Below are 23113 nucleotides of genomic sequence, written 5' to 3' on the forward strand. Positions count from 1 at the left end.
GTCCGACACAGGAGGGTTGTCGAATGATTGATCTCCCGCTGGCGCGGCTCGCATCCGATCTGACACGGCAGGTCGCCGGTGAGGTGCGTTTCGATCCCGGCTCCAGGGCCACGTATTCCACCGACGCCTCGAATTACCGCGCGGTGCCGCTCGGGGTGGTGCTGCCGCGCACGCCTGAAGATGCGGTCGCCGCCGTCGCGGTCTGCCGCGAGCACGATATGCCCGTGCTCTCGCGCGGTGGCGGGACCAGTCTGGCCGGGCAGTGCTGCAATGCCGCGGTGGTGCTGGATTGGAGCAAATTCTGCGATCGACTGATCTCGGTCGATGCCGAGGCTCGCATCGCGGTGGTGGAGCCCGGGATAGCGCTGGATCCGCTCAACGCGCAATTGGCGCGATACGACCTGATGGTCGGCCCCAAACCCGCGACGCATGTCAGCTGCACGATCGGCGGGATGATCGGCAACAACTCCTGCGGTTCCACCGCGCAGGCGTACGGCAAGATGGTCGATTCGGTGCGACGGCTGGAAATCCTGACCTACGACGGACTGCGGGTCTGGGTCGGCGCGAATCCCGAAGCGGATGGCGATCGGTTCGCCGAACTGCTCGATGGCCTGCGGCGGATCCGCGATGACTATGCCGCCGATATCCGCGCGCACTATCCGGATATTCCGCGCCGGGTGTCGGGCTACAACCTCGACGCGCTGCTGCCGGAGCACGACTTCGATATCGCGAAACTGCTTGTCGGCAGCGAGAGCACGCTGGTGACGGTGCTGCGCGCCGAGCTGGAGCTGGTGCCACGGCCGAAGGCGGTGGCGCTGTCGGTACTCGGCTATCCCGATATCTACGATGCCGCCGATGCCGTGCCGATGGTGTTGCGGCACAAGCCGATAGCGTTGGAGGGGCTGGACCATCGGCTTGTCGAGCTGGAGCACGTCAAACATCTGGCCGAGGGCGCCATCGCCCGGCTGCCGGACGGAAACGGCTGGCTGATGGCGCAATTCGAGGGCGCCGACCAGGACGAAGCCGATCGCAGAGCCCAGTCGATGATCGAGGAGGTATGCGCGGAAACCGGCGCGACCTCGACGATGATCGATGATCCGGCGCGGGAGGCCGAGATCTGGACGGCCAGGGAAGCGGGCCTGGGCGCCACCGCCTTTCCGCCCGACAGTCCCGAAACCCATGAGGGTTGGGAGGATGCCGCGGTGCCGCCCGAGCGGCTCGGTGACTATCTGCGCGACTTCGAGAGTCTGCTCGAAGACTTCGATTACGGCTCGTCCTCGCTGTACGGCCACTTCGGCCAGGGCTGCGTGCACACCCGGATTCCGTTCGATCTCCGGACAGCAGAAGGGGTTTCGCAGTATCACAGCTTCGCCGAACAGGCCGCGCATCTGGTGACCCGGTACGGCGGATCGCTCTCCGGTGAACACGGTGACGGTCAGTCACGCGGTGAGTTGCTGCCGATCATGTTCGGGGAGCGGGTCGTCGCGGCGTTCGGCGCGGTCAAGAATCTCTTCGATCCGCGCAATCGGATGAATCCGGGCAAGCTCGTCGACCCGCGTCCGCTGGATCACGATCTGCGCGAAGGTCCGGACTATCGACCGTGGGATCCGGTGACCCACTTCGCCTTTCCGGACGACGACCATCGTTTCAGCGTGGCGGCGGCGCGCTGTGTCGGGGTAGGTAAGTGCCGGGGTCACGCGGGCGGCGTGATGTGTCCGAGCTATCGGGTGACCCGGGAGGAGGAACACTCCACCCGTGGGCGCGCTCGGCTCCTGTTCGAAATGCTGCAGGGCGAGGTGATCACCGACGGTTGGCACTCCACCGAGGTGCGCGACGCACTCGATCTGTGCCTGGCCTGCAAGGGTTGCCGCAGCGACTGCCCGGTCGATGTCGATATGGCCACCTACAAGGCCGAATTCCTCTCCCACCACTACGAACACCGCATCCGGCCGATGGCGCACTACTCGATGGGCTGGATCCCCCTGTGGGCCCGCCTGGCCACCACCATCGCCACACCGGTCAACGCACTGGCCCAGAGCCGAGGCGCGGGGCGGCTGCTCAAACGTCTCGGCGGCCTCGACCCACGCCGGGACCTGCCGCGATTCGCCCGTAGCCGCTTCACCGAAACCTTCGCCCGTCGCACACCGGACGAGCGCGGCCATCGCGAGCGAGTGCTGCTGTGGCCGGATACCTTCACCAATAACTTCGACCCCGATATAGCCGAGGACGCAGTCACGGTGCTGGAGGCGGCCGGCTTCGAGATCGAAATACCGAGGCGCACCGTATGTTGCGGGCTGACCTGGATCTCGACCGGCCAACTCGCGACCGCGAAACGGGTACTACGCCGGACCTTGCGGCAGCTCGAACCCCAATTGCGGGCGAGCACCCCGATCGTGGTGCTGGAGCCGAGCTGCGCCGCGGTCTTCCGCTCGGACCTGCCCGAACTGCTCCCCGGCGACGAGGACGCCCACCGCCTGGCACGTCAGGTTCGCACGCTGGGTGAACTCCTCGTCGAGCGAGCCGACGACTGGGAGCCACCACGGATCGACGCGAATGCCATCATCCAACCGCACTGCCATCAACACGCGATCCTGCACTACGACGACGACCGAAGGCTTTTAGCGGCAACAGGACTCGACGTCGAAGTACTCGACGCGGGCTGCTGCGGTCTGGCCGGAAACTTCGGCTTCGAACAAGGCCACTACGACGTCTCGGTGGCCTGCGCCGAAGACGAACTGATGCCCCGCGTGCGCGCCCGCACCCCCGAAACCCTGGTACTCGCGGACGGTTTCAGCTGCCGCACGCAAATCGAACACCTGGACCCGCAGGCTCGGCCGCGCCACGCGGCACAGGTGCTCGCCGAGGCGCTGCGCGGGGAAAACCCGGCCTAATGCCGGCGCAGGCCGCTTGCGAGGGTTTCGAGCTGGCGGCTGAGCCAGGTCTGGGGGCTGTGGCGATGCGCGCGGTCGTCGAAATCGCCGTGTGCGCCGAAGTCGGGGCCGCCGGTTCGGTCGACTGGTTCCCAGAGATTGTGCGGTCGGGCATCGGCGTCGGCGTCGGTCTGTTGTGAGTCGTAGCCGGTGCGGGCGAGGTATCGGTCCAGCAGCGCAGGTGCGATGCGTTGTGCGAGTAGCGTGCCTGTCGTGCTTGCTCCGACCCAATATTCCTTGCGCTGCGGATGTTTCGCGGCGAAGACGATCGCGCGGGCGATGATTTCGGGTTGGTAGATCGGCGGGACCGGCTGCGGCCGCTTCGGCAATCGGGAAAGCACCCAGGAGAATTGCGGCGTATTCACCGCGGGCGCCTGCACGATGGTGATGTGCGCGTTGCTGCCCTCGTGCATCAGCTCGACTCGCACCGACTCGGTGAAACCATTGACCGCGTGCTTGGCGCCGCAGTAGGCCGACTGCAGCGGAATCGCGCGGGCGCCCAGCGCGGAGCCGACCTGCACGATCGTGCCGCGATCACGCGGCCGCATGCGCGCCAGTGCGGCCATGGTGCCGTGTACGGTCCCGAGGTAGGTGACCTCGGTGACCCGGCGGAACTCCGCGGCGGCGATCTGCTCGAACGGCGCGAATACCGAGACGAAGGCCGAGTTGACCCACACGTCGATGGGCCCGAGGTCCTGCTCGGCGCGCGTCGCGGCGGCCTCGACCGCGGCATAGTCCGCGACATCGACCGGAATCGGCAGCGGCTGTCCGCCCGCCGCGCGCACATCCGCCGCGGCGGCCTCGAGTCCGGCGCCACCGCGGGCCAGCAGCGCAACTTTCGCTCCGCCGCAGGCGAATTCGCGCGCGGCAGCACGGCCTATGCCCGCGCTCGCCCCGGTGATCACCACTACTCGGGGTTCGCTCGTCATCACAACTCCTTATTCTTGGTCGTCGCCGAATCGGGTGAGGCGAACCGAGGATTCGAACAGTGCCGCGTGCACGAAGGCCTGCGGCATATTGCCGCGCAGCTGGCGCTGGGTGACGTCGAACTCCTCGGCGAACAGACCCGGCGTGCCGCACGCGGCACGGTTGCGTTCGAAATAGCGCGCCGCCGAAACCCGGTGTCCGAGTTGGGCGGCCGCGATCGCCATGATGAATCCGCAGAGTAGGAACGCGCCCTCGTTCGTCTCCAACGGCTGCTCGTCGTGGCGGTAGCGATAAACGTAGAAGTCCGTGCACAATTCGCGCTCGACCGCCCGATATGTCGCGAGGCTGCGCGGATCGTCGACGGGCATGCCACCACGAATCGCGGGCAGCAGCAGGGCCGCGTCGACGCCCTCGGCATCCGGCGCCTGCTGCCAGGCGCCGCTGGGATGCACACTGGTGCGGGCGGTTTCGGCGACGATGGTGTCGGCCAGTGCCATACAGGACACCGGGTCGGCGCCGGTGGCCGCGACCGCGGCGACCGCGCGCAGACCGCTGACGCAGGCCAGCCGGGAATGGGTCCAGTGCCGCTCCTCGATCTCCCAGATGCCCGCGTCCGGGCGACGCCAGCGGTCGGCGATCGCGGCGACCGCCACCGAAACGGCCTTGCGATCGTCCTCGGTCAGCCGGTCGTACCGTGCGGCAGCGGCGAATAGCTGCAGCACCTCGCCGAAGGTGTCGAGCTGGGACTGGTGGCGTACGCGGTTGCCGACGATCGCGCGACCGCCCGGGTAGCCGGGCAGGTCCAGCTCCTTCGGCTCCGGGATGGATCCGCCGGTGACGGTGTAGGCGGGCAGCAGATCGGGACCATCGGCGAGCAATCGTTCGGCGACGAACCGTATCGCGCTGTCCAACAACGGATGCGGTCCGTCGGCGGCCACCGCGAGCCCGGCGTAGCACTGATCGCGGATCCACACGTACCGGTAGTCGTAGTTCTCGCCGCGACCCGCGCGCTCTGGCACGCTCGTGCTGGCGGCGGCGACCATACCGTCCGTGCCACTGGTCATTCCGCGCATGACCGCGTACGCCTGCGCGGTATCGCGGGGCGCGGCACAGGGGCCCGGCTCCGGTACCTCGCGCTGCCACGCGGCCTCGGTTCTGGCCCACGCGGTGTGCGGATCGGGTGGATCCGAAGGCAATGCTGTGTCGGACAATTCGAGGACCAGATCATGAATCTCGCCCTGCCGCAGGTTTATCCGGTCGGTCCAGCCCGAAGAGTCCCGAACCGACGCGGACGAGCCGCCGGCCCAGCGCAGCGCGAGGTCGCCGACCCGCGCATGCCACCTCCCGTCGTCGGTGCGGCGCAGGTCGCGCGCGTGCGCGGCGCCGAATCGGCCCGCGGGCCGCAGCACCACATCGACCTCGGCGTCGCCGTGCGCCGCGATGATGCGACGCAGCACGACGACCCGGTGCGGATCACCGGGAAATGCCAGCGCCTCCCGGCATTCGACGACCGACGTGCCGACCACCCAGTGCGAATTCCAGATCAGCGTGCCCGGGTCGTAGTACCCGCCCCACACATATCGTCCGGTCGGGGTCACCGAATACACGCCATCGCCGCCGATCAGCACGGCGAAGACCGCGTCACTGTGCCAGCGCGGTGCGCACAGCCAGTCGAAATCACCGTGCGGGCCGACGAGCGCTCCGCGCTCCCCGTCCGCAAGGAATGCGTAGTCGCGCAGCACATGCGGCTGGGTGATCTTATCGGTCGTCACGTGGGTCGTATACCACCGCAAACGGCGGGTAATCGCGGTGCTCGCGGCCCGGATCAGGCCTTGCCCAATGCCCGCGCGAGCTGGCTCTTGGTCATCTTCGAACGGCCCTTGATGTTTCGCTGTCTGGCCTCGTTGTACAGCTGGTCGCGGGTCGGGCCCTTCGGACCGCGACTGCCCGAGCGCTGCCCACCGCGTTGCTGCGGCGACTTGTCCTTGACCGAGGAGCGGCTCGCGGTCTTGGACTGCCCGGATTGCGCGCGATTCTTATTGACCGTGCGCGCGGCGATTTCCTTGGCCCGCTTCTGGGACTCGCCCCGATCCCGAGCCGATTCCTTGACGTGTTCGTACTGGCGTTCCTGTTTGTTGGTCCATTCCTTGGGCATGTCACACACCTCCTGCGCGTCGAGTACCCGGGCAACGGATGCGAAACCAGTTGTTTGCGCGCGAATAGCGCGGTTATGCCATCGCCGACGCCGTCGGCCGCGGCAGCGTGAATCGACGTGGTCGCGGGGTCGACCAGGGGAAAGATCATCGTGGATATGCTGGCCGGGTGAAGGTACCCGCTGGCGCGTTGGTGACAGTCGCCGATGATCTGGACACGGTGACGACGGTCGGGCATGAGGACGATCCGGCGGATGCCGGGTTGACGCGCGGCGACGTCGACGCGCTGTGGGCTTCCGTGCAGGCGTGGTACCGGCTGGGGACAACACCCGCGATTCAGACTTGTGTGCGGCGCAGCGGGAAGATCGTGTTGAACCGGGCCATTGGGCACGGGTGGGGAAATGCGCCAAGGGACCGCCCCGATGCGGAGAAGGTGCTCGCGACGCCGGAGACGCCGTTCTGCGGGTTCTCCACCGCGAAGGGTGTTTCCGCGGCGCTGATGTTCATGCTCATCGAACAGGGCGCGTTCGCACTGAATGATCCCGTGTGCAAGTACATTCCGGAGTTCGCGGCCCACGGCAAGGACGCGATCACGATCGGCGATGTGCTGTCGCATTCGGCCGGGGTTCCGTTTATCACGCCGCCGTACAAGGGCGTCGAGTTGGTGCTCGACGAGGAGCTGGCCGTACAGGGCCTGGCCGATCTGGTGCCGAGTTGGCGGCCGGGCCGGTTCCGCGTCTACCACGCACTGACCAGCGGACTGATCCAACGTCTGCTGGTGCAGCGCGCCACCGGCAAGCGGATGCGCGAACACCTCGCCGAGCAAGTACTCGAGCCACTGGGCTTCCGGTGGACCAACTTCGGCGTCCGCCCCGAGGACGTCGACAAGGTCGTGCCCAGTGTGAAGACCGGCCCCGCGCCATCTCGAATGTCGACCCTATTGGCCCGCAAGGCACTCGGCGGCCGAATGGACGGCGCGGTCGCCAAAGCCGCACACCAGGCCTTCCTTACCGCCGAACTCCCCTCGGGCAACCTCGTCACCACGGCCTACGAGCTGTCCCGCTTCTACGAGATCCTCGCCCGCGGCGGCGAACTCGACGGCATCCGGATCATCGAGCCGGGCACCCTACGCGAAGCGATCCGGCCCGCACCCTGGATCCCCGGCGTGGCCGGACGAGTGAGCCGCGCCGGATTCGAACTGGGCGCCCGCAGATCGAAATTCGGCCGAAACACCCAGTCCCACTTCGGCCGCAGCGGCCTGACCACCCAATACGGCTGGGCCGACCCACCCCGCGGCCTCTCCGGCGCCATCCTCACCAGCGGCAAGGCCACCACCGACACCAAACGCCCGTGGGCCTTGGTCGCCCAGATCTCCAACACCGTCGGCCACCTCGCCCCCGCCGATCGACTGTTCGACGCCACCTGACCGGTGATAGTGGGAGCTCGGCGCCACCGACTGGTTTTGCGAATCTGCTTGCGGGGGTAACCGCCGGTTCACTGAGTCGACCGAAATCGTGACGAATGGGTGAACGGTCTGCACGGCATCCGCCTGTGTGACTAGGCTTTTCGGAGCACGCATACGCAGCTGGACATCGCGTAGAGGGATGGACATGACAGGTTCGGAGTCGGCGCGGGTCGAGATCGATCAGACCAAACCGAGTATTTCGCGCGTCTACGACGCACTGCTCGGCGGGAAGGACAACTACCCCGTCGACGAAAAGGTCTGTGAGCACCTGCGTGAGACCATGCCGCAGATCGATGATCTGGCGAAACTGAATCGCGAGATCCTGGGCCGCGGCGTGCGCTACCTCGCGGGCGAGGCCGGGCTGAAGCAGTACCTCGACCTCGGCGCCGGCCTGCCGACCATGGAGAACACCCACCAGGTCGCCCAATCGCTGCAGCCAGGGGCGAACGTCGTCTACGTCGACAACGACCCGATCGTGCTGGCGCACGGGCGCGCGCTGCTCGAGGAGAACGACCAGACCGTCGTCGTCACCGCCGACCTGCGGCATCCGGACAACGTGCTCGCGCATCCGGATGTGCAACGGATGATCGATTTCGACCAGCCGGTCGCCGTCATGCTCGTCGGCATGCTGCACCATCTGCACGACGACGAAGATCCGGCGGGCGTCGTGGCAGGGTATATGGACGCGGTGCCCTCGGGCAGCCATCTGTTCATCACGCACTTCTGTAACTCGGGCCCGGAGGCCAAGGAAACCGAGAATTCCTTCCTGGAATTCCTCGGCACCGGCCGTTTCCGGACCAACGACGAGATCCTCGCCCTGTTCCGGGGCTACGACCTGGTCGAGCCCGGCCTGGTCTACCTGCCCCAATGGCGCCCGAACCGCATCGTGCGCGACAAGCTGACCATCGTCGAACGCCTGATGGTCGGCGCCATAGCGCGCAAACCCTGAGAGCGCCCCCGCGGCGGCGATTAGCTGGCCGAACCGCGGGTATGGCGCAGTTATGGTCCCGACCATCGATGAATTGCTGCACGCGCTGACCCGCGCCGTGAACACGCTGGCGGATACCGATATCCGCTTCGCGGTGGCGGGCGGTTGCGCAGTGTACGCGCGCGGCGGGCCCGCCTCGGAACACGATGTGGACATCTTCATCAAACCCGCCGATGTCGCGCGCGCCCGCGCGGCGCTGGCCCGTGGCGGACTGCGGGTCGCCGAGCCGCCCGAAGACTGGCTGACCAAGGTGTATGAGGGCGGCATCCTCATCGATCTGATCTACCGGCCGAACAACCGCGCCGTCACCGACGAATTACTCGATCGCGCCACCGTGATGCGGATCGGGCCCACGATCGCACCGGTGATCAGCGCGACCGATCTGATGATCGACAAATTGCTGGTCTTCGACGCGCACCGGCTGGATCTGAGCCCGCTGCTGTCCATCGCGCGCGATCTGCGCGAGCAGGTGGATTGGGAGCAGGTGCGCAAGGAAACCGATAGCTCGCCCTACGCCCGAGCCTTCCTCGGACTGGTGGACGACCTCGGGGTGATCGGGCCGAAAGGGGTGGAGTAGATGGATCTGCCGCAATATCTGGTCGCGCACCTGCGCCGGGCGCTGGCCGAGGATCCGCGTACCGCCGAACTCGGTGTCCAGGTGACGATCCGCGGCGATGTGGTCGTGCTCGGCGGCGAGGTGAGCAGCGCCGAACGCAAACAGCAGATGGAAAACATAGTGCGCGAACAGCTCCCGCACGCACGCATCCACAACGACGTGCACGTCACGCCGCCCGCCGCCCCCGGTGACACCGAGGCGCTGACGGACTGAGACCGGAAGGGAGTGTGGCCATGCGGATCGCGGCAATCGGCGACGTACATCTGGGCGCCGAGTCGAGCGGCGAATGCCGCCCCGCGCTGGCGGAACTGTCCGAGCGCGCCGACGTGCTGCTGCTGGCCGGTGATCTCACCAGACACGGCACCGTCGAGGAAGGCCGGGTCGTCGCCGCGGAGTTCGGCGATCTCGGGCTACCGGTGGTCGCGGTACTCGGCAATCACGACCACCACAGCGACGCACAGGACGAGATCATCGCGACGCTCACCGATCACGGCATCACCGTATTGGAAGGCACTGCCGTCGAATTCACCGTCGACGGCCATACCCTCGGCGTCGCCGGGACCAAGGGCTTCGGCGGTGGTTTCGCCGGCAAGTGCGCGAGTGTCTTCGGCGAGCGGGTCATGCGCGAATTCGCCTCGCACACTGTCGATCTCGCGCAGACGCTGGGAGACGCCCTGGCGGGCCTGCACACCGATATCACCATTGCGCTGACCCACTACTCCCCCATCAGCGACACCCTGCACGGCGAGCCGCGCGAAATCTACCCGTTCCTCGGCTCGTACCTACTCGGCGAGACCATCGATGACCAGGGCGCCGACCTCGCGATCCACGGGCACGCGCATGCGGGCATCGAACGCGGCACCACACCGGGCGGCATTCGGGTACGCAATGTGGCGCAGCCGGTGGTGCGCACCGCCTATGTCGTCTACGAGCTGACGCCCGAAGCGAAATAACCGACGCCCGAAGCGAAATAACCAAGGAGTGCCGATGTCCCCGATCGGATCCACCGTCACGCTGGCCACGGCGACATTGGCCGCCGCGCTGCTGGTCGGCTGCGGCGGCAACGGCGGTGTCAACCCGCTGCCCGCCACCCCGAGTTCACATCCGGACGTCACCATCACCTTCTCGTCCCCGGGTAGCTCCGCGCAGGTGCCGAATACCGACGAGATCACCCCGACCGCGGCTAAACAGCTTTGCGACATGATCAGACCCGAGGTCGACAAGTGGCGCAACCAGGGCCAGCAGCTCGGCAAGATCAGCTTCAACGGCACCGTGCACGACTGGGCCGCTCGCAATGGCGGCCTCAACGACACCGTCATCCGGGACCGCGCCATCGTCGATCGCATCACCACCACCGAATGCCCGGACGTCCGGCTGCAGGTTCTCGACGCCCTGCAGATCACCACACTCGCCGATGGTCTGGTCGGTTTCGGCCGCTGAGCAGGTGTTACGAGGGTTCGGAAACCGTTCGGGTGGCCAGGATTCCGGCCAGGATGACCCGTAGTCCGTGGTCGAATTCGGCGTCGGGGTCGGCGTCGAAGAGATCGGCGACCATGCGGGCGGTCCGGGGGTAGCGTCCGGCATCGACCATCTGTTCCAGTCGTGCGGGATCGTAGGGATTGCCGTCGGCGTACTCCGCGCCGGACTGAGCCTGCTCCTCGATAACGAATCCGACCGTGTAGTGCAGCAGGATCGGAAAGACCCGCTCGGCGTCGACCACCGAGAACCCCGCGTCCTCGAGCGTGCGCAAGGTCAACTCCACCGTGCGCCACATCGATTCGTCGACGACGTAGGTACCGGCCAGCACCTTCGCGCCGTCCCGATAGCGCAGCATCGACCGGCGCAACCGCGCGGCCAGCGCCACCACCCAGTCCTGCCAGTCCTCCCCCCGCCGCGGCGCCTCGACGCCGTCGACCGCGGCGACGAATATGCGCCGAGCCATCGCGTCGAGCAGTTCGCGCTTGTTCTTGACGTGCCAATACAGCGCGGGTGCCTGCACATCCAGAGCCGCGGCCACCTTGCGCATGGTCAGCCCGTCGAGGCCGACCTCGTCGAGCAACCCCAACGCGGCCTCGGCGATCGCCTTGGCGTCGATCTTCACTGTCACCTCCATAAGTCCGACCTTGACAGCTTAACAACGTTCTGTTCTCCTTAACAACGTTAAATCGCTTAACGTTGTTAAGGAGACCGACATGGAAACCACCGAGGTAGTGATCGCCGGCGCCGGACCGACCGGGCTGATGCTGGCCTACGAACTGCGCCTGGCCGGAGTAGATGTGGCGCTGGTCGACGGACTTCCCGCGCGGACCGGCGAATCCAGGGCGGGCGGCATTCATGCCCGCACCATGGAGGTCCTCGATCAGCGCGGCCTGCTCGACGATCTGCTCCCGCTCGGCCGCCCCATCCAGGCCGGGCACTTCAGCGGCCTGCCACTGGACTTCAGCGACTTCAACACCCGCTACCCCTTCACGCTCGCCGTCCTGCAGTCGGTGATCGAACGCGAACTCGACCGGCACGCAACAGAACTCGGCGCGGCCGTGCAGTGGGCCTCGCCGGTCACCGACTTCCGTCAGGACGCGGCGGGCGTCGACGTGGCGATCGGCGGACCGAATCCCCGCCGGATCCGCGCCGCCTACCTGGTCGGTTGCGACGGCGGCCGCAGCGCGGTGCGCAAACTCGCCGGCATCGACTATGTGGGTACCGACGCGACCGCTACCGGCATGCTCGCCGATGTCGAGCTGGCCGATCCGCCCGCGCAGCCGTTCTTCGGACACCGCCGCGGCGTTGGCGACTTCTCCGCGGTCCAATTCGAGCCCGGCTGGTACCGACTCGTCGTCCAGCGCCACGACCGCGTGCTCGAGCGCGGCACCGAGCTGAGCTTCGAGGACTTCCGCACCAGCTTCGCCGAGGTCGCCGGCACCGATTTCGGTATGCACAGCCCGCGCTGGGTCTCGCACTACGGCGACGCCGCCCGCCAAGCCGACCGCTACCGGGTCGGCCGCGTCTTCGTGGCCGGGGATGCCGCGCACATCCACTATCCGGCGGGCGGCCAGGGGCAGAACCTCGGCATCCAGGACGCGGTGAATCTCGGCTGGAAGCTGGCCGCCGCCTTGCGCGGCAACGCATCCGACGAACTGTTGGACACCTACGAGACCGAGCGCCACCCCATCGCGGCGCGCGTCCTGCACAACACCCGCGCCCAGACCGCATTGGGGCGGCCCGGCCCGCATACCGACGCGCTGCGCGACATCATGAGCGATCTCATTGATATGGACCAGGTGCGCCATCGCCTCGGGCTCATGATCACCGCACTCGATATCCGCTACGACATCAAGGGCGAGCACCCCCTCATCGGCCGTCGTGTCCCGGACGCCGACCTCATCACCCCGGACGGCGAGACCCGAGTCCACGAACTGTTGCGCGCGGGCCGCCCCGTGCTGCTGGTGCTCAATGGGAACGGCGTCCCCGCGGTGCCCGAATGGCACGACCGGGTCGAGATCGTCGGCGCCGAAAGCCGCGATCGCCGCTGGACCGTGCCCGGCGTCGGCGCGATCCCGGCTCCGGCGGCGGTTCTGCTGCGCCCCGACGGCTACGTCGCCTGGGCGAGCGAGGAACCCACCGCCGCGGGATTGCCCGAGGCCCTCACCACATGGGTCGGCGCACCGGCCTGACACACCGTCCTGCTCCGTTTCACCACTCCGCCGATTCAGCGGGATATGCTGCGGATTAGCGGAGGGCAGAAATACCGGACGGACGGTCTTGTTGATCTTGTTTCGCGGCGCGCGAATTAGTTGATCTTGATGGCGCCGGGGTGACACTGTCGGCGAATGGACACCGACCGAAAATCTTCCGGAGAAAGATCAAAAACGTTGCCCCGCAATCGGGTTGTTGATGTGTATGCTATCGATCAATCACGACCCCACTACGAGGTGGGATGATGACCGAGGACGGTGTCGAAGTGGATGTGAATACACTCCGAATGCGCCGTGCGACCGTCTTCGCGATAGGCGTCGGAGTGCTGACGCTCGCGGCGACCGGGCCGCTCGATCGGTTGCTGCTGGGCATGTTCATCTGCATCGGACTCGGGCTCGGCTGGCTCAATGCGCAACTGACCCGAATGACCGTCAACCGGGTCGCCGATGCGGAGAAGCCGAGGAAGCAGGGACTGTTCCTCTCCTCCGCCAGTCGATTGATCGTGATAACCGCGAGTTCGCTCGCAATCGCTTTCCTGGCGCGCCCCCACGGCATCGGAATCTTCTTCGGCTTGGCCGTCTTTCAGGTGATTCTGGTGCTGGTCACGGTCGTGCCCGAAGTGAAGGAGCTTCGCCAGCAGTCATGACGAATCAACTGGCTTCCCTCGCGCAGCAGGCGCTTCCCGTCCTCGCACAGGACGCACCCGAAGAGCCGAAGATCAAGGTCGGCGAACACGCGGTCGCACATCTGTGGGGCATGGACTTCAATGTCGACACGATCATCTCGACCACCATCGCGGCGGCGATCGTGCTCGCCTTGGCGTTCTATCTGCGGGCCAAGCTGACCTCGGGCGTACCGAACGGTGTGCAGTTGTTCTTCGAGACCGTCACGGTCGGAATGCGCAACCAGGTGGAAAGCGCCATCGGCATGAAGGTCGCGCCGTTCGCGCTGCCTTTGGCCGTCACGTTGTTCATCTACATCCTGCTGTCGAACTGGCTGTCGGTACTACCGGTGCAGTACGGACACGGCGAATTGATCGCGCCGCCCGCATCGGATGTCAATTTCGTCTACGCGCTGGCCCTGTTCGTATTCATCATGTATCAGGGCGCCGGTGTGTACCGGCGTGGCCCCGGTGGGCATGCCAAACAGTTGCTGAAGGGCCACACCGGTTGGGGTCCGATGGTTTTCATCAATGTCATCGAGGAAGTCGCCAAACCGCTCTCGCTGTCGCTGCGATTGTTCGGCAACATGTTCGCGGGCGGCGTGATGGTCTCGGTGATCGCTTTGTTCCCGTTCTGGATCAGCTGGGGTCCGAATGCCATCTGGAAACTCTTCGACATGTTCGTCGGAGCGATCCAGGCATTCATCTTCTCGCTGCTGACCGTCCTGTACTTCAGTCAGTCGATGTCGCTGGAGCACGAACACTAACCGCCAGCGACACCCTTGCCAGTCGCTCGAAACAACAACGGATCGGCGCCGCCGATCGAGCTCATGTAACAGAACAGGAAGTGAAAAATGGCAGACGCAACAACGGCGGCCATCGTCCAGGGCGCCCTCATCGGCGGCGGCATCATCATGGGCGGCGGCGCCATCGGCGCGGGTATCGGTGACGGTTTGGCCGGCGCCGCGCTGATCAACGGCGTTGCCCGTCAGCCGGAAGCCGAGGGTCGCCTCCGCGGTAACTTCTTCCTGACCGTCGGTCTGGTCGAGGCGGCGTACTTCATCAATCTAGCCTTCATGGCGCTCTTCGTATTCGCTACTCCAGGTAAGTAATTCAGTATGACGCCGCGAACGGATGTTGTTGCCGGGGAGAATTTCCTGATTCCCAACGGCACATTCTTCGTCGAGCTTTTGATCTTCCTGATCGTGCTCGGGGTCATGTGGCTGTTCGTCGTTCCGCCGATACGCAAGGTATTGGCGGAACGCGAGGCGAGAGTTGCGGAGACCGCGGTCGACAACAAGGAAGCCAAAGCCTTGTTCGCCGACGCCGAAGCGAAGTATCAGGCGGCCGTCGCGCAGGCGCGCAGTGAAGCGGTCGAGATCAGGAATCAGGCAAGGGCCGAGGGCCGAGTTATCCTCGAGCAGTTGCGCAGTGAGGCGCAGGAAGAGGCCGACAGGATCGTCGCGGAATCCGCGACGGAGCTGCGGGCCCAAGCGGACCAGGTGGCCGCGGAGCTGCGTGATGCTGTCGAACCGCTCGCCGAGACATTGGCCGACCGTGTGCTCGGCATCAAGGATCGGCACGCCGGCTCCAGCGCCGGCCATCACTCAGAACGAGCGTAGCCACCATGACCTTCATCAGTGCTAGCCTCACTAGCGGCCTCCTCGCAGAAGGAGCCCACGCGGCAGGGTCCGAGGACTCGGGCATCTTCCACATCACCTTCGACTGGCCGATCTTCTTCAGCCAGCTGTTCGGTTTCGCGGTCATCGTCTTCATCATCGTCAAATGGGTCGCTCCGCCGGTCGGGCGGCTGATGGCCAAGGCGCAGAACAATATTCAGAAGCAACTCGACGAGAACGAGGCTGCGGCGACGCGACTCGTCGAGGCCAAGCGGGCCTACGACAACGCGGTCTCCGACGCCCAGGCCGAACTGGAGCACATCCGCGAGGACGCGCGCATCGATGCCGAACGCATCGTCGCGAAGATGCGCGAATTCGCCGATGCCGAGGTCGCCCGCGTCCGCAGCCAGGGCCGCGACCAGATCGCCCAGATGCGCACCCAGCTCATCCGCGATCTGAAGGCCGAGCTCATCACCACGGTCATGGACAGCACCGAGGAAAAGGTCCGCTACGAGATCGGTTCCACCCACGTGGCGGCCGACAGCATCGACAAATTCCTCGAAGACCTCGAGGCCATGGCCAACGCGGAACCGCCGATCCGCCGCCGCGCCCAACCCTGGTCATTGTGAACTCGGTGGTCACCGAAGCGCATGCCCTGGCATGCTGACCGCGTGACCACTGCGGAGATCACGGTTGACTTCGCGCCCGAGCTGCGGCTGTTCATCGCCGCCGCGCAACGCGCGGGTCCCTCGACCGTGCGCATCGACGACGTCTCGACACTCGGACATGTCGTGGAGTCGCTCGGCGTGCCGCTCACCGAGGTGGGCGCCCTGGTGGTCGACGGTCGGCCGGTCGAACCCGCACATCTGCCCGTCGACGGCGAGGCGGTCTCGGTGCGCGCCGTGGTCCGCCCCCAGCACATCGCCGAACCGCTGCGATTCCTGCTCGATATCCACCTCGGCACCCTCGCGCGGCGGCTGCGCCTGCTCGGCGTCGACGCCGCCTACGAGAAGCCGGACATCGGGGACGCGGCACTGGCCACGCGCTCGGCAGCCGAACACCGCATACTGCTCTCCCGCGATCGCGGACTATTGCGGCGACGCGAAATCTTCGCGGGCGCATACATTTACAGCCACCGCCCGGCCGAACAACTCGACGATGTGCTGTCGCGTTTCGCACCACCGCTCGCGCCATGGACCCGCTGCACGGCCTGCAACGGCCCCCTCCGACTGACCGACAAGCAGACCCTGCGCGGAAGAATCCCCGACGACACCGAACGCACCTATGATGCCTTCGCTCAGTGTGTCGACTGCGGCCGAACGTATTGGAAGGGCGCACATCACGAAAGCCTCGACGCGATCGTCACGCACGCCCTGCAGAACTTCGGGACCTGACGCGGGCCGTCAAAGGCCGATCGTCACGCATGCCCTGCAGAACTTCGGCGCCTGACGCGGGCCGTCAAACGAATGCGCGTCCCGCGCACATTCGCTCGCCGCGCACGTCTTCGCCCGGCGATTCCGTGCGGCGTGCGAATCTGGGCCCGGAACCAGGCGTTCCCGCCCAGCTGGATCAGGCCCCGAAGGCACCCTCGAGGCGGCTGCGGGAGCCGGGGTGGAGCAGGCGGGCAACGCTGACCAGGGCGGTGGCCGACCAGGTGCGGCGGCGGATCTGCAGACAGGGTTCGGTGCGGCGGATTCGGAGTAGGCGGCAGTCTTCGTGGCTGCCCTGCACGGCCTCGACCACATGCTCGCCGCGGACCAGCGGCGCGACCTCGCTGAGGTAGCGGTTCGGGGTGATGTCGGCGAAATTCTGGTCGAGGTAGCCGGGTGCGGCGGCGGGGTTGACGTAGCGGTCCTCCAGTTGGATCGGCACGTCGTCGTCGAAATGCACCAGCAGCGAATGGAATACCGCAGCCGTCGGCCAGTCGTCGAGCAGCGGATTGTCGGCGTCGACGGATTCATTGCGCAAGAAGATGACCTCGGTGCGATGCCGGTGGCCGCGCTGCTGGATCTCATCGGCGATATTGCGCACCTCGAACAGCGGCGAGGCCACCTTCGCGGGCGCGACGAACGTTCCGACGCCCATCATCCGTACGACCACGCCCGCGGCGGCCAGTTCGCGCAGCGCCCGGTTGATCGTCATGCGGGAAATCCCGAGCGCGTCGACGAGCTGATGTTCCGAGGGCAGCTGATCTCCCGCGACCCAGCGCCCGGCGCCGATCTGCGTGCGGATCAGGGTCTTGATCCGCTCATAGGCAGGTGCGGCGTCCGGCCCGGACGCCGCGAATAAAACCGCCAGGTCCGCATCACTTACCGGGCGGTTCATCGCCACCACCTCTCTCGTCTCTGCGCCACCTTAGCCGTTCCGGTTGACAGCCACTTGTATATACAGGACTATGCATCTGGGCAGCTTCAATGGCCCAGAGCACAGACCGAGGGCGCACGCCGGGTCCTCCCCCGCACCGCACTTGTCGCAGCTGCTCCCCTTCTCCTGACGGAAGGCGGATTCATGCCGCACAACGACGAATTCGACACCGGACTCCAACTCGAGCGCCGCACCATCGAAGTGATTCCGGATGCCGAACGCCATGGCACCCCACGCAATCAGTTCACCCTGTGGTTCGGGGCGAATATGCAGATCACCGCGATTGTCGACGGTGCGCTCGCGGTGGTCTTCGGCGCCGACGCGCTCTGGGCGATCATCGGCCTGCTGCTCGGCAATATCCTCGGCGGCATCGTCATGGCCCTGCATTCGGCGCAGGGCCCGCGGCTCGGACTGCCGCAAATGATTTCCAGCCGAGCACAATTCGGTGTTTTCGGCGCCGTGATGCCGCTGTTGCTGGTGATCGTGATGTATCTCGGCTTCGCCGCGACCGGCACCGTATTGGCCGGCCAAGCGGTGAACAAGATTCTGCACGTGAACAATTCGACCATCGGCATCCTCGTATTCGGCGCGCTCACCGCGGTGGTCGCGGTGACCGGCTATCGGCTGATCCATGTCATCGGCCGGATCGCGACGGTGGTCGGCATCATCGGCTTCACCTATCTGACCATTCGCCTGTTCACCGAATACGATGTCAGCGCCTACATCGGCGCCGAATCCTTCGATATCGTGACCTTCGTGCTCGCGGTCTCCCTCGGCGCGGGTTGGCAGCTCACCTTCGGACCGTATGTCGCCGACTATTCGCGCTACCTGCCCCGCTCGACCAGTGCGCGCACCACCTTCTGGTCCACCTTCGCGGGCAGTGTCCTCGGCTCGCAGTGGGCGATGACGCTCGGCGCGCTGGTGGCCGCGGTGGCCGGAAAAGCGTTCCTTGGCAATCAGGTCGGGTTCATCGGCGACCTCGCGGGGCCGTCCGCGATCGCGCTGCTGATCTACCTGGTGATCGTGGTCGGCAAGCTGACCGTGAACTGTCTCAACGCCTATGGCGGGTTCATGTCCATCCTCACCTCGGTGACCGCGTTCAACGGTCGGTCGCACACCACACAGGCCGCGCGAACGGCCTATATCGTCGGCTTCACCGTGGTGTCGATGCTGATCGCGGTCGGAGCCAGCGCCGACTTCCTCAATAATTTCAAGAATTTCGTGCTCGTGCTGCTCATGGTGTTCACCCCGTGGAGCGCGATCAACCTGATCGACTACTACCTGATATCGCGCGAGCGCATCGATATCCCGGCGCTCTACGATCCGGACGGCCGCTACGGACGCTGGAATCTCACCGCGCTGGCCTGCTACACCCTGGGCATTCTCGCCCAGATCCCGTTCCTCGCACAGAAGCTCTACACCGGCCCGATCACCGACATGCTCGGCGGCGCGGATATTTCCTGGATCGTCGGCATCGTGTTCACCGCCGCGATCTACTACCCCCTCGCCCGCCGCACCAGTAACCCGCCCGACCGGATGATCTACCCCGCTGACACGGTGGCGACCCGCGTGTCCTGAGGCCGGTCAGCCCAAGAGTCCGCGCAGTCCCATCGCGAATTCGGTGATGCGAGGTTCGATTTCGGCTTGCTCAATCGTAACTAGTTACCGACCAGTCGGGTGTAAACCTGAGTAGGACGGATCCGCACGAACCTGTCGGGAGGGGTCTTGCGCAACGAGTTGGGCCGGAATCTCCGTGAGCTCGCCGGCAAGGACGACGACATTTCTGAATGGCGGCCAATTCATTTCGATCTCGGTATCGAGAAAGACCGATCAGAGTTGTTCGCGCTGCTGGCTTCCGCAACCGTCCAGCGGGTGCATGACACACTTGCCGACCAGTTGCGGCAGCTCATATCCGCGCGAGATCCCGGCTGTTCTCGTGTCGAGGTGGACCGGCGCGCACATCGACATCTGGACGGCAAGGAACGGGCCGAGTACGGCGTGTGGGTGTGGTATCCATGGTCGGGTGATCTTGTACATGTACTGCCCGAGACGGAGTTTCGGGAGGTGCGCACCGATCGCAACCGCTACCGCATCACCCCGGCCGAACAGCGGCGGCTCGCCCGAATGCGGATCGGCGTGGCCGGGCTTTCGGTCGGCAATGCCGCCTTGCTCACCCTCGCGCAGGAAGGGATCGGCGGCTCGTTCAAGATCGCGGACTTCGACCGGCTCGGACTGTCCAATCTGAACCGCATCCGCGCCCGCGTCGCCGACCTCGGCGTCGAGAAGACCGTCATCGCGGCCCGGCAGCTGTACGAGATCGATCCGTATCTGCGAATAGAGCGGTGTCACAGGGGAGTTCGGGCCGAAGCAATCGATGATTTCCTGCTCGGCAGCGGTGGTCTCGATCTGCTGGTCGAGGAGTGCGACGACCTGCACACCAAGGTGCTGCTCCGGGAGCGGGCGCGCAGCCACGGCATTCCGGTGATCATGCAGACCAGCGATCGCGGCCTGCTCGATATCGAGCGCTTCGATCTCGAGCGGGATCGGCCGATCTTCCACGGTCTACTCGGTTCCGTACGGGCCCAGGACCTTCGCGATCTCACCACAGCCGACAAGATCCCGTTCCTACTGGACCTCTTCGACGCGAGCCGGATCAGCACGCGTGCGGCGGCTTCACTGCCCGAGGTGGGGCAGACGATCGAAAATTGGCCGCAGCTCGCCTCGGAGGTGGCGCTCGGCGGCGCGATCGTCGCGGATGCCGCGCGGCGAATGCTGCTCGGCGAGCCGGTCGGATCCGGGCGATATTACGTCGATCCGTCCGACCTCGTTCATGCGAATCACGGCATACACCGCGAACCGATCTCGCCCGCATCGTTATTCGCGATCGCCGAAGAGGCGCAGACGGACCCGTCGCTGCCACCGGAACCGTCGCTGCGCGGCATCGTCTCCGACGATGCGGCACGGTGGATCGCGGCCATGGGCACGCTGGCGCCGTCCGCGCACAACACGCAGCCGTGGGCCTTGACCTGGCGGCGCAACGACGCGGTCTTGGAATGCCGCCACGACCCCGGACGCGACCTGCCGAGCCTCGACTTCGCACACAGCGCGACCTGGGTCGCCTTCGGTGCTCTGTTCGAGAATATCGAGTTGGCATCCGGACATCTGGGGCTGCGTACGCGGATCCGGACTTGGCCGCGGCCGAATGACAAACGCCTCGTCGGCACGGTCGAACTGGCCGCCGCACCGGAACTGGAGGCATCGCCGCTCGCCGCGCAGATCGCGGTACGGGTCACCAATCGGCGGCGCGATGCCCGTGGGCCGCTCGGTGTGGACGTAGCACAGTCGCTCACCGCGGCGTGCGCCGAATGCGGTGCACGATTGCAACTGCACTGCGAGAGAACGGGATTGGCCGAAATCGGCGCGCTGATCGGCGCGGGCGATCGAATCGGCATGCTGAACCGGGCGATGCACCGCGACGCCACAGGCGGCTACCGATGGACGCCGGAAGAGGTACGGGCCAAACCCTATGGCCTCGACATCGCCACCGCGGAACTCACCGATGCCGAGCGCGCGGCACTGCGGCTGCTCAGTCAGTGGCGCGTGGCGCAGTGCCTCGCCGAAATCGGCGGCGGCCGTGCGCTGGAAGACCTTTCCCGCGACGCGGTGGCGAGCGCCGCCGCGGTGGGGCTGCTCACGGTGCCGGGTGTGTCACGCGAAAGCTATCTGCGCGGCGGACGCGCCATGCAGCGAATGTGGCTCACCGCGACGGCGGAAGGCATTGCGGTGCAACCGATGACGGCGCTGCCCTATCTGTTCGCCCGCCTCGAGCGCGGCGGGGGCAACGGGCTGTCCAGGCGCGAGCAGACCGAACTCCGGGATTTGCGCGACCGCTATCGGCAGTTGTTCGAGACCGACCCGGACCATGCCGAGGTGCTGCTGTTCCGCCTCGCCCACGCGGGACCGCCGACGGCGCGCTCGCTGCGCCGTCCCTTGGCGGAGGTACTCGAACTCGCCTAGGCGTGGTGCGTGGGGTGGTAGTGCTCCCATGCGTCGGCGAGCGCCTTGCGCACATCCGCCGGGAGGTAGTCGCGGATTTCGCGGCACAGGTGCACGCTGGCCCCGCAATCGTCGCACCAGATCCGGACCGTCCGCGCATCCTTGGCAACCGCGTCGGCGATCCAGTCGACGCGCATATTCCCGTGGTCGACAGTGGCGACCCATCTATCGCCGTATCCATCGGCATCCTGGTGGATGGCGTTCACCATGGTCACCTTGAACATGGGCGCGGGCTGCGTCCGTTTCTTCGTCATGGTGGGATACCTCCAGCTCTGCCGAGCGATATGTTCGTGCGACATCGAAGTAGTACCTTCCGTCGGGCGGTAGGCTCAGCAACCTTCTGGTAACCGGATTGCTTCGCGACGCAGGAGCCAACCGTAACCCCCGCTGACGAGCGCGGCAAGAGCCCGATTTCAGGCGGCAAGTGCAGGGAATCCGCTGGTAAAGAGAACGCAAAGCCTTTGCTCTATTGGCGGTAAGGCGCGGCGGCCGCGCGCGCCGCCGCGGTGAACGCCTGCCTGATCTGTGGCCACAGCAACCGATCCACACACGAGTACTCCGGGAAGAATCCGGCGCAGTCCGATTCGCGCGGTCCGATCTCCATGACCAGCGCCGCCAGCCCCAGTGCGCCGTAGGCCTGATCCATGCTGGTTCCCGAGGTCGGGTAGCCGACGGTTTCGGTGGAGGTGCCCGAGGTGAAACCCTCCGGTGCGACCTGCGCCGCCAGCCGCCGCAGTCGGGCGGCGTCCTCCGGTGCTGTCACAGACGGCGTGATCAGGTAGTTCCCGTAGGAATGCAGGTCTATGAGGAGTCCGGTGGCGCTGTCGGGCACCTCATCGACGCCCGGCTCGCCGCGCTGGTCGGCGAAGATCGCGGATATCAGGCCTTCGAGTGCCCGGGTCTCCGGTTCGGACGCCGCGGCGACACCCCGGTAATCCTGCGCGCACGGATCCGCGTCGGCGCCCTTCTCGCCCCACCGTCCGGAGAAGTTCCGTTCCAGATCCACTCCGCGACCATTGCCCGGGTCCTCGGTCGCGCAGGACGGTTCGGCATCGTCGACATTCTTGCGCTGGAATCGCGGACGGCCCTCGGTGGCGGAGACGATCTCCACACCGTCCGGATTGGCCACCGGCACGATCCAGACCTCGGTGCTGTCGAGCACCGAGGTCGCCTCGGGGTCGATGCCGTAGCCGTCGGCGAGATAGTCGATCCAGCGCCACATCAGCTCGCCGGTCGCGATCTCGCGGGCATGAATCTGGGCGAACAGCAATAGCTTCGGCTTGTTCGAGACCGTCGACAACGCGCACCCGTCGGGCCGGACCAGTCCGAGACCAGCCTTCGCGACGGCCTTGACCGGCATGGGCGCGGGCGCGATACCCGTCAGGCAGATCGCCTGCAGCGTATGACCGCCGTGTCCCTGTGTCGCCAACCAGGACTCGCCGATGTCGTAGACCGTCGCAATGCCCGGATACGTGCGGCCGACGGTCTGCGCGTGCCACAGCATATCCGCGGCCGTGTGATATCCGCCGTAATAGGTCTGCGCCGCCGCGCTGCCCGGAACAACGATCCCCGATAAGAACAAAGCCGCGATACCGACAGCCCACCAACGCAATACGCGCACGAGTCCTCCCCTCCCCATGC

At 66.2% G+C, this 23113-nt stretch carries 23 protein-coding genes; 16 read left to right on the forward strand and 7 right to left on the reverse strand.

Features of this window, described 5'->3' with window-relative positions; translation table 11 throughout:
• Positions 1-23 precede the first annotated feature (23 nt).
• On the forward strand, positions 24-2891 hold the full coding sequence (locus tag ACHQ4I_RS42650) for an FAD-binding and (Fe-S)-binding domain-containing protein (protein WP_420777638.1): 2868 nt from the start codon (positions 24-26) through the stop codon (positions 2889-2891).
• Here the strand turns inward: ACHQ4I_RS42650 and ACHQ4I_RS42655 are convergent.
• From ACHQ4I_RS42655 to ACHQ4I_RS42665, 3 genes are read right to left on the reverse strand one after another with little or no spacing between them, the layout of a single operon-like run.
• The gene (locus ACHQ4I_RS42655) at positions 2888-3859 is read right to left on the reverse strand and encodes an SDR family oxidoreductase (protein ID WP_420777639.1); all 972 of its coding nucleotides are present in this window, start codon (positions 3857-3859) and stop codon (positions 2888-2890) included. The genes ACHQ4I_RS42650 and ACHQ4I_RS42655 overlap by 4 nt on opposite strands.
• A 9-nt stretch (positions 3860-3868) precedes the next feature.
• Entirely contained in the window at positions 3869-5629 is a 1761-nt protein-coding gene (locus ACHQ4I_RS42660; RefSeq protein WP_420777640.1) for a glycoside hydrolase family 15 protein, read from the reverse strand.
• A 53-nt stretch (positions 5630-5682) separates the two neighbouring features.
• Entirely contained in the window at positions 5683-6012 is a 330-nt protein-coding gene (locus ACHQ4I_RS42665) for a plasmid stabilization protein (RefSeq protein ID WP_420777641.1), read from the reverse strand.
• 167 nt (positions 6013-6179) lie between these two features.
• Here ACHQ4I_RS42665 and ACHQ4I_RS42670 point away from each other — a divergent pair, with 167 nt between their 5' ends.
• The 6 genes from ACHQ4I_RS42670 to ACHQ4I_RS42695 all read left to right on the forward strand — a co-directional run bounded on the left by ACHQ4I_RS42670 (position 6180) and on the right by ACHQ4I_RS42695 (position 10519).
• The gene (locus tag ACHQ4I_RS42670; RefSeq protein ID WP_420777642.1) at positions 6180-7436 is read left to right on the forward strand and encodes a serine hydrolase; all 1257 of its coding nucleotides are present in this window, start codon (positions 6180-6182) and stop codon (positions 7434-7436) included.
• A gap of 184 nt (positions 7437-7620) precedes the next feature.
• Positions 7621-8424, forward strand: coding sequence for an SAM-dependent methyltransferase (locus tag ACHQ4I_RS42675; RefSeq protein WP_420777643.1), 804 nt, complete (start codon positions 7621-7623; stop codon positions 8422-8424).
• Positions 8425-8476: 52 nt separating this feature from the next.
• The gene (locus ACHQ4I_RS42680) at positions 8477-9040 is read left to right on the forward strand and encodes a nucleotidyltransferase family protein (protein WP_420777644.1); all 564 of its coding nucleotides are present in this window, start codon (positions 8477-8479) and stop codon (positions 9038-9040) included.
• Positions 9041-9292 carry a BON domain-containing protein gene (locus ACHQ4I_RS42685; RefSeq protein WP_420777645.1) on the forward strand — a complete coding sequence of 84 codons (252 nt, stop codon included), beginning with the start codon at positions 9041-9043 and terminating at the stop codon, positions 9290-9292.
• 20 nt (positions 9293-9312) lie between these two features.
• Positions 9313-10032 carry a metallophosphoesterase family protein gene (locus ACHQ4I_RS42690; protein WP_420777646.1) on the forward strand — a complete coding sequence of 240 codons (720 nt, stop codon included), beginning with the start codon at positions 9313-9315 and terminating at the stop codon, positions 10030-10032.
• A 34-nt stretch (positions 10033-10066) separates the two neighbouring features.
• Positions 10067-10519, forward strand: a complete 453-nt coding sequence (locus ACHQ4I_RS42695; RefSeq protein ID WP_420777647.1) for a hypothetical protein — start codon at positions 10067-10069, stop codon at positions 10517-10519.
• 7 nt (positions 10520-10526) lie between these two features.
• Here the strand turns inward: ACHQ4I_RS42695 and ACHQ4I_RS42700 are convergent, their stop codons facing one another.
• Complete coding sequence (locus ACHQ4I_RS42700; RefSeq protein ID WP_420777648.1) at positions 10527-11192, reverse strand: TetR/AcrR family transcriptional regulator C-terminal domain-containing protein; 666 nt, start codon at positions 11190-11192, stop codon at positions 10527-10529.
• A gap of 79 nt (positions 11193-11271) precedes the next feature.
• Between ACHQ4I_RS42700 and ACHQ4I_RS42705 the strand changes: the two genes are divergently transcribed.
• The 7 genes from ACHQ4I_RS42705 to ACHQ4I_RS42735 all read left to right on the forward strand — a co-directional run bounded on the left by ACHQ4I_RS42705 (position 11272) and on the right by ACHQ4I_RS42735 (position 16446).
• Complete coding sequence (locus ACHQ4I_RS42705) at positions 11272-12750, forward strand: FAD-dependent monooxygenase (protein ID WP_420777649.1); 1479 nt, start codon at positions 11272-11274, stop codon at positions 12748-12750.
• Positions 12751-13094: 344 nt separating this feature from the next.
• Positions 13095-13418: a hypothetical protein gene (locus tag ACHQ4I_RS42710; RefSeq protein WP_420777650.1), complete on the forward strand. Its 324-nt coding sequence runs from the start codon at positions 13095-13097 to the stop codon at positions 13416-13418.
• Between the two features lie 110 nt (positions 13419-13528).
• Complete coding sequence (atpB, locus tag ACHQ4I_RS42715) at positions 13529-14200, forward strand: F0F1 ATP synthase subunit A (RefSeq protein ID WP_420777744.1); 672 nt, start codon at positions 13529-13531, stop codon at positions 14198-14200.
• A gap of 87 nt (positions 14201-14287) precedes the next feature.
• Positions 14288-14545, forward strand: a complete 258-nt coding sequence (locus ACHQ4I_RS42720; protein ID WP_040687366.1) for a F0F1 ATP synthase subunit C — start codon at positions 14288-14290, stop codon at positions 14543-14545.
• Between the two features lie 6 nt (positions 14546-14551).
• Positions 14552-15055, forward strand: coding sequence for a F0F1 ATP synthase subunit B (locus ACHQ4I_RS42725; protein ID WP_420777651.1), 504 nt, complete (start codon positions 14552-14554; stop codon positions 15053-15055).
• Positions 15056-15060: 5 nt separating this feature from the next.
• Positions 15061-15681 (forward strand): F0F1 ATP synthase subunit B family protein, encoded by a 621-nt coding sequence (locus ACHQ4I_RS42730; protein ID WP_420777652.1) that lies wholly within the window; start codon positions 15061-15063, stop codon positions 15679-15681.
• Between the two features lie 42 nt (positions 15682-15723).
• Entirely contained in the window at positions 15724-16446 is a 723-nt protein-coding gene (locus ACHQ4I_RS42735; protein WP_420777653.1) for a Mut7-C RNAse domain-containing protein, read from the forward strand.
• Between the two features lie 175 nt (positions 16447-16621).
• Here the strand turns inward: ACHQ4I_RS42735 and hutC are convergent, their stop codons facing one another.
• Positions 16622-17377: a histidine utilization repressor gene (gene hutC / locus ACHQ4I_RS42740; RefSeq protein WP_420777654.1), complete on the reverse strand. Its 756-nt coding sequence runs from the start codon at positions 17375-17377 to the stop codon at positions 16622-16624.
• A gap of 183 nt (positions 17378-17560) precedes the next feature.
• On the opposite strand from hutC, the gene ACHQ4I_RS42745 reads away from it, so the two are divergent.
• Positions 17561-18994: a purine-cytosine permease family protein gene (locus ACHQ4I_RS42745; protein WP_420777655.1), complete on the forward strand. Its 1434-nt coding sequence runs from the start codon at positions 17561-17563 to the stop codon at positions 18992-18994.
• A 147-nt stretch (positions 18995-19141) separates the two neighbouring features.
• Entirely contained in the window at positions 19142-21433 is a 2292-nt protein-coding gene (locus ACHQ4I_RS42750; RefSeq protein ID WP_420777656.1) for an Rv1355c family protein, read from the forward strand.
• Here the strand turns inward: ACHQ4I_RS42750 and ACHQ4I_RS42755 are convergent.
• Together ACHQ4I_RS42755 and ACHQ4I_RS42760 are read right to left on the reverse strand one after the other, a co-directional pair.
• Complete coding sequence (locus ACHQ4I_RS42755) at positions 21430-21726, reverse strand: hypothetical protein (RefSeq protein WP_420777657.1); 297 nt, start codon at positions 21724-21726, stop codon at positions 21430-21432. The two genes, ACHQ4I_RS42750 and ACHQ4I_RS42755, sit on opposite strands and share 4 nt — an antisense overlap.
• 212 nt (positions 21727-21938) lie before the next feature.
• Positions 21939-23111, reverse strand: coding sequence for a M14 family zinc carboxypeptidase (locus ACHQ4I_RS42760; protein ID WP_420777658.1), 1173 nt, complete (start codon positions 23109-23111; stop codon positions 21939-21941).
• Positions 23112-23113 lie beyond the last annotated feature (2 nt).

The sequence above is a fragment of the Nocardia nepalensis genome, from assembly GCF_048910785.1.
GTDB classification, from domain to species: domain Bacteria; phylum Actinomycetota; class Actinomycetes; order Mycobacteriales; family Mycobacteriaceae; genus Nocardia; species Nocardia nepalensis.

Coding starts and splice junctions, on each gene's coding strand:
- ACHQ4I_RS42650 (WP_420777638.1), top strand. CDS start 24: ATGATTGATCTCCCGCTGGCGCGGCTCGCATCCGATCTGACACGGCAG.
- ACHQ4I_RS42655 (WP_420777639.1), bottom strand. CDS start 3,859: ATGACGAGCGAACCCCGAGTAGTGGTGATCACCGGGGCGAGCGCGGGC.
- ACHQ4I_RS42665 (WP_420777641.1), bottom strand. CDS start 6,012: ATGCCCAAGGAATGGACCAACAAACAGGAACGCCAGTACGAACACGTC.
- ACHQ4I_RS42675 (WP_420777643.1), top strand. CDS start 7,621: ATGACAGGTTCGGAGTCGGCGCGGGTCGAGATCGATCAGACCAAACCG.
- ACHQ4I_RS42680 (WP_420777644.1), top strand. CDS start 8,477: ATGGTCCCGACCATCGATGAATTGCTGCACGCGCTGACCCGCGCCGTG.
- ACHQ4I_RS42685 (WP_420777645.1), top strand. CDS start 9,041: ATGGATCTGCCGCAATATCTGGTCGCGCACCTGCGCCGGGCGCTGGCC.
- ACHQ4I_RS42690 (WP_420777646.1), top strand. CDS start 9,313: ATGCGGATCGCGGCAATCGGCGACGTACATCTGGGCGCCGAGTCGAGC.
- ACHQ4I_RS42695 (WP_420777647.1), top strand. CDS start 10,067: ATGTCCCCGATCGGATCCACCGTCACGCTGGCCACGGCGACATTGGCC.
- ACHQ4I_RS42700 (WP_420777648.1), bottom strand. CDS start 11,192: ATGGAGGTGACAGTGAAGATCGACGCCAAGGCGATCGCCGAGGCCGCG.
- ACHQ4I_RS42705 (WP_420777649.1), top strand. CDS start 11,272: ATGGAAACCACCGAGGTAGTGATCGCCGGCGCCGGACCGACCGGGCTG.
- atpB (WP_420777744.1), top strand. CDS start 13,529: ATGGACTTCAATGTCGACACGATCATCTCGACCACCATCGCGGCGGCG.
- ACHQ4I_RS42720 (WP_040687366.1), top strand. CDS start 14,288: ATGGCAGACGCAACAACGGCGGCCATCGTCCAGGGCGCCCTCATCGGC.
- ACHQ4I_RS42725 (WP_420777651.1), top strand. CDS start 14,552: ATGACGCCGCGAACGGATGTTGTTGCCGGGGAGAATTTCCTGATTCCC.
- ACHQ4I_RS42730 (WP_420777652.1), top strand. CDS start 15,061: ATGACCTTCATCAGTGCTAGCCTCACTAGCGGCCTCCTCGCAGAAGGA.
- hutC (WP_420777654.1), bottom strand. CDS start 17,377: ATGAACCGCCCGGTAAGTGATGCGGACCTGGCGGTTTTATTCGCGGCG.
- ACHQ4I_RS42745 (WP_420777655.1), top strand. CDS start 17,561: ATGCCGCACAACGACGAATTCGACACCGGACTCCAACTCGAGCGCCGC.
- ACHQ4I_RS42755 (WP_420777657.1), bottom strand. CDS start 21,726: ATGACGAAGAAACGGACGCAGCCCGCGCCCATGTTCAAGGTGACCATG.
- ACHQ4I_RS42760 (WP_420777658.1), bottom strand. CDS start 23,111: ATGGGGAGGGGAGGACTCGTGCGCGTATTGCGTTGGTGGGCTGTCGGT.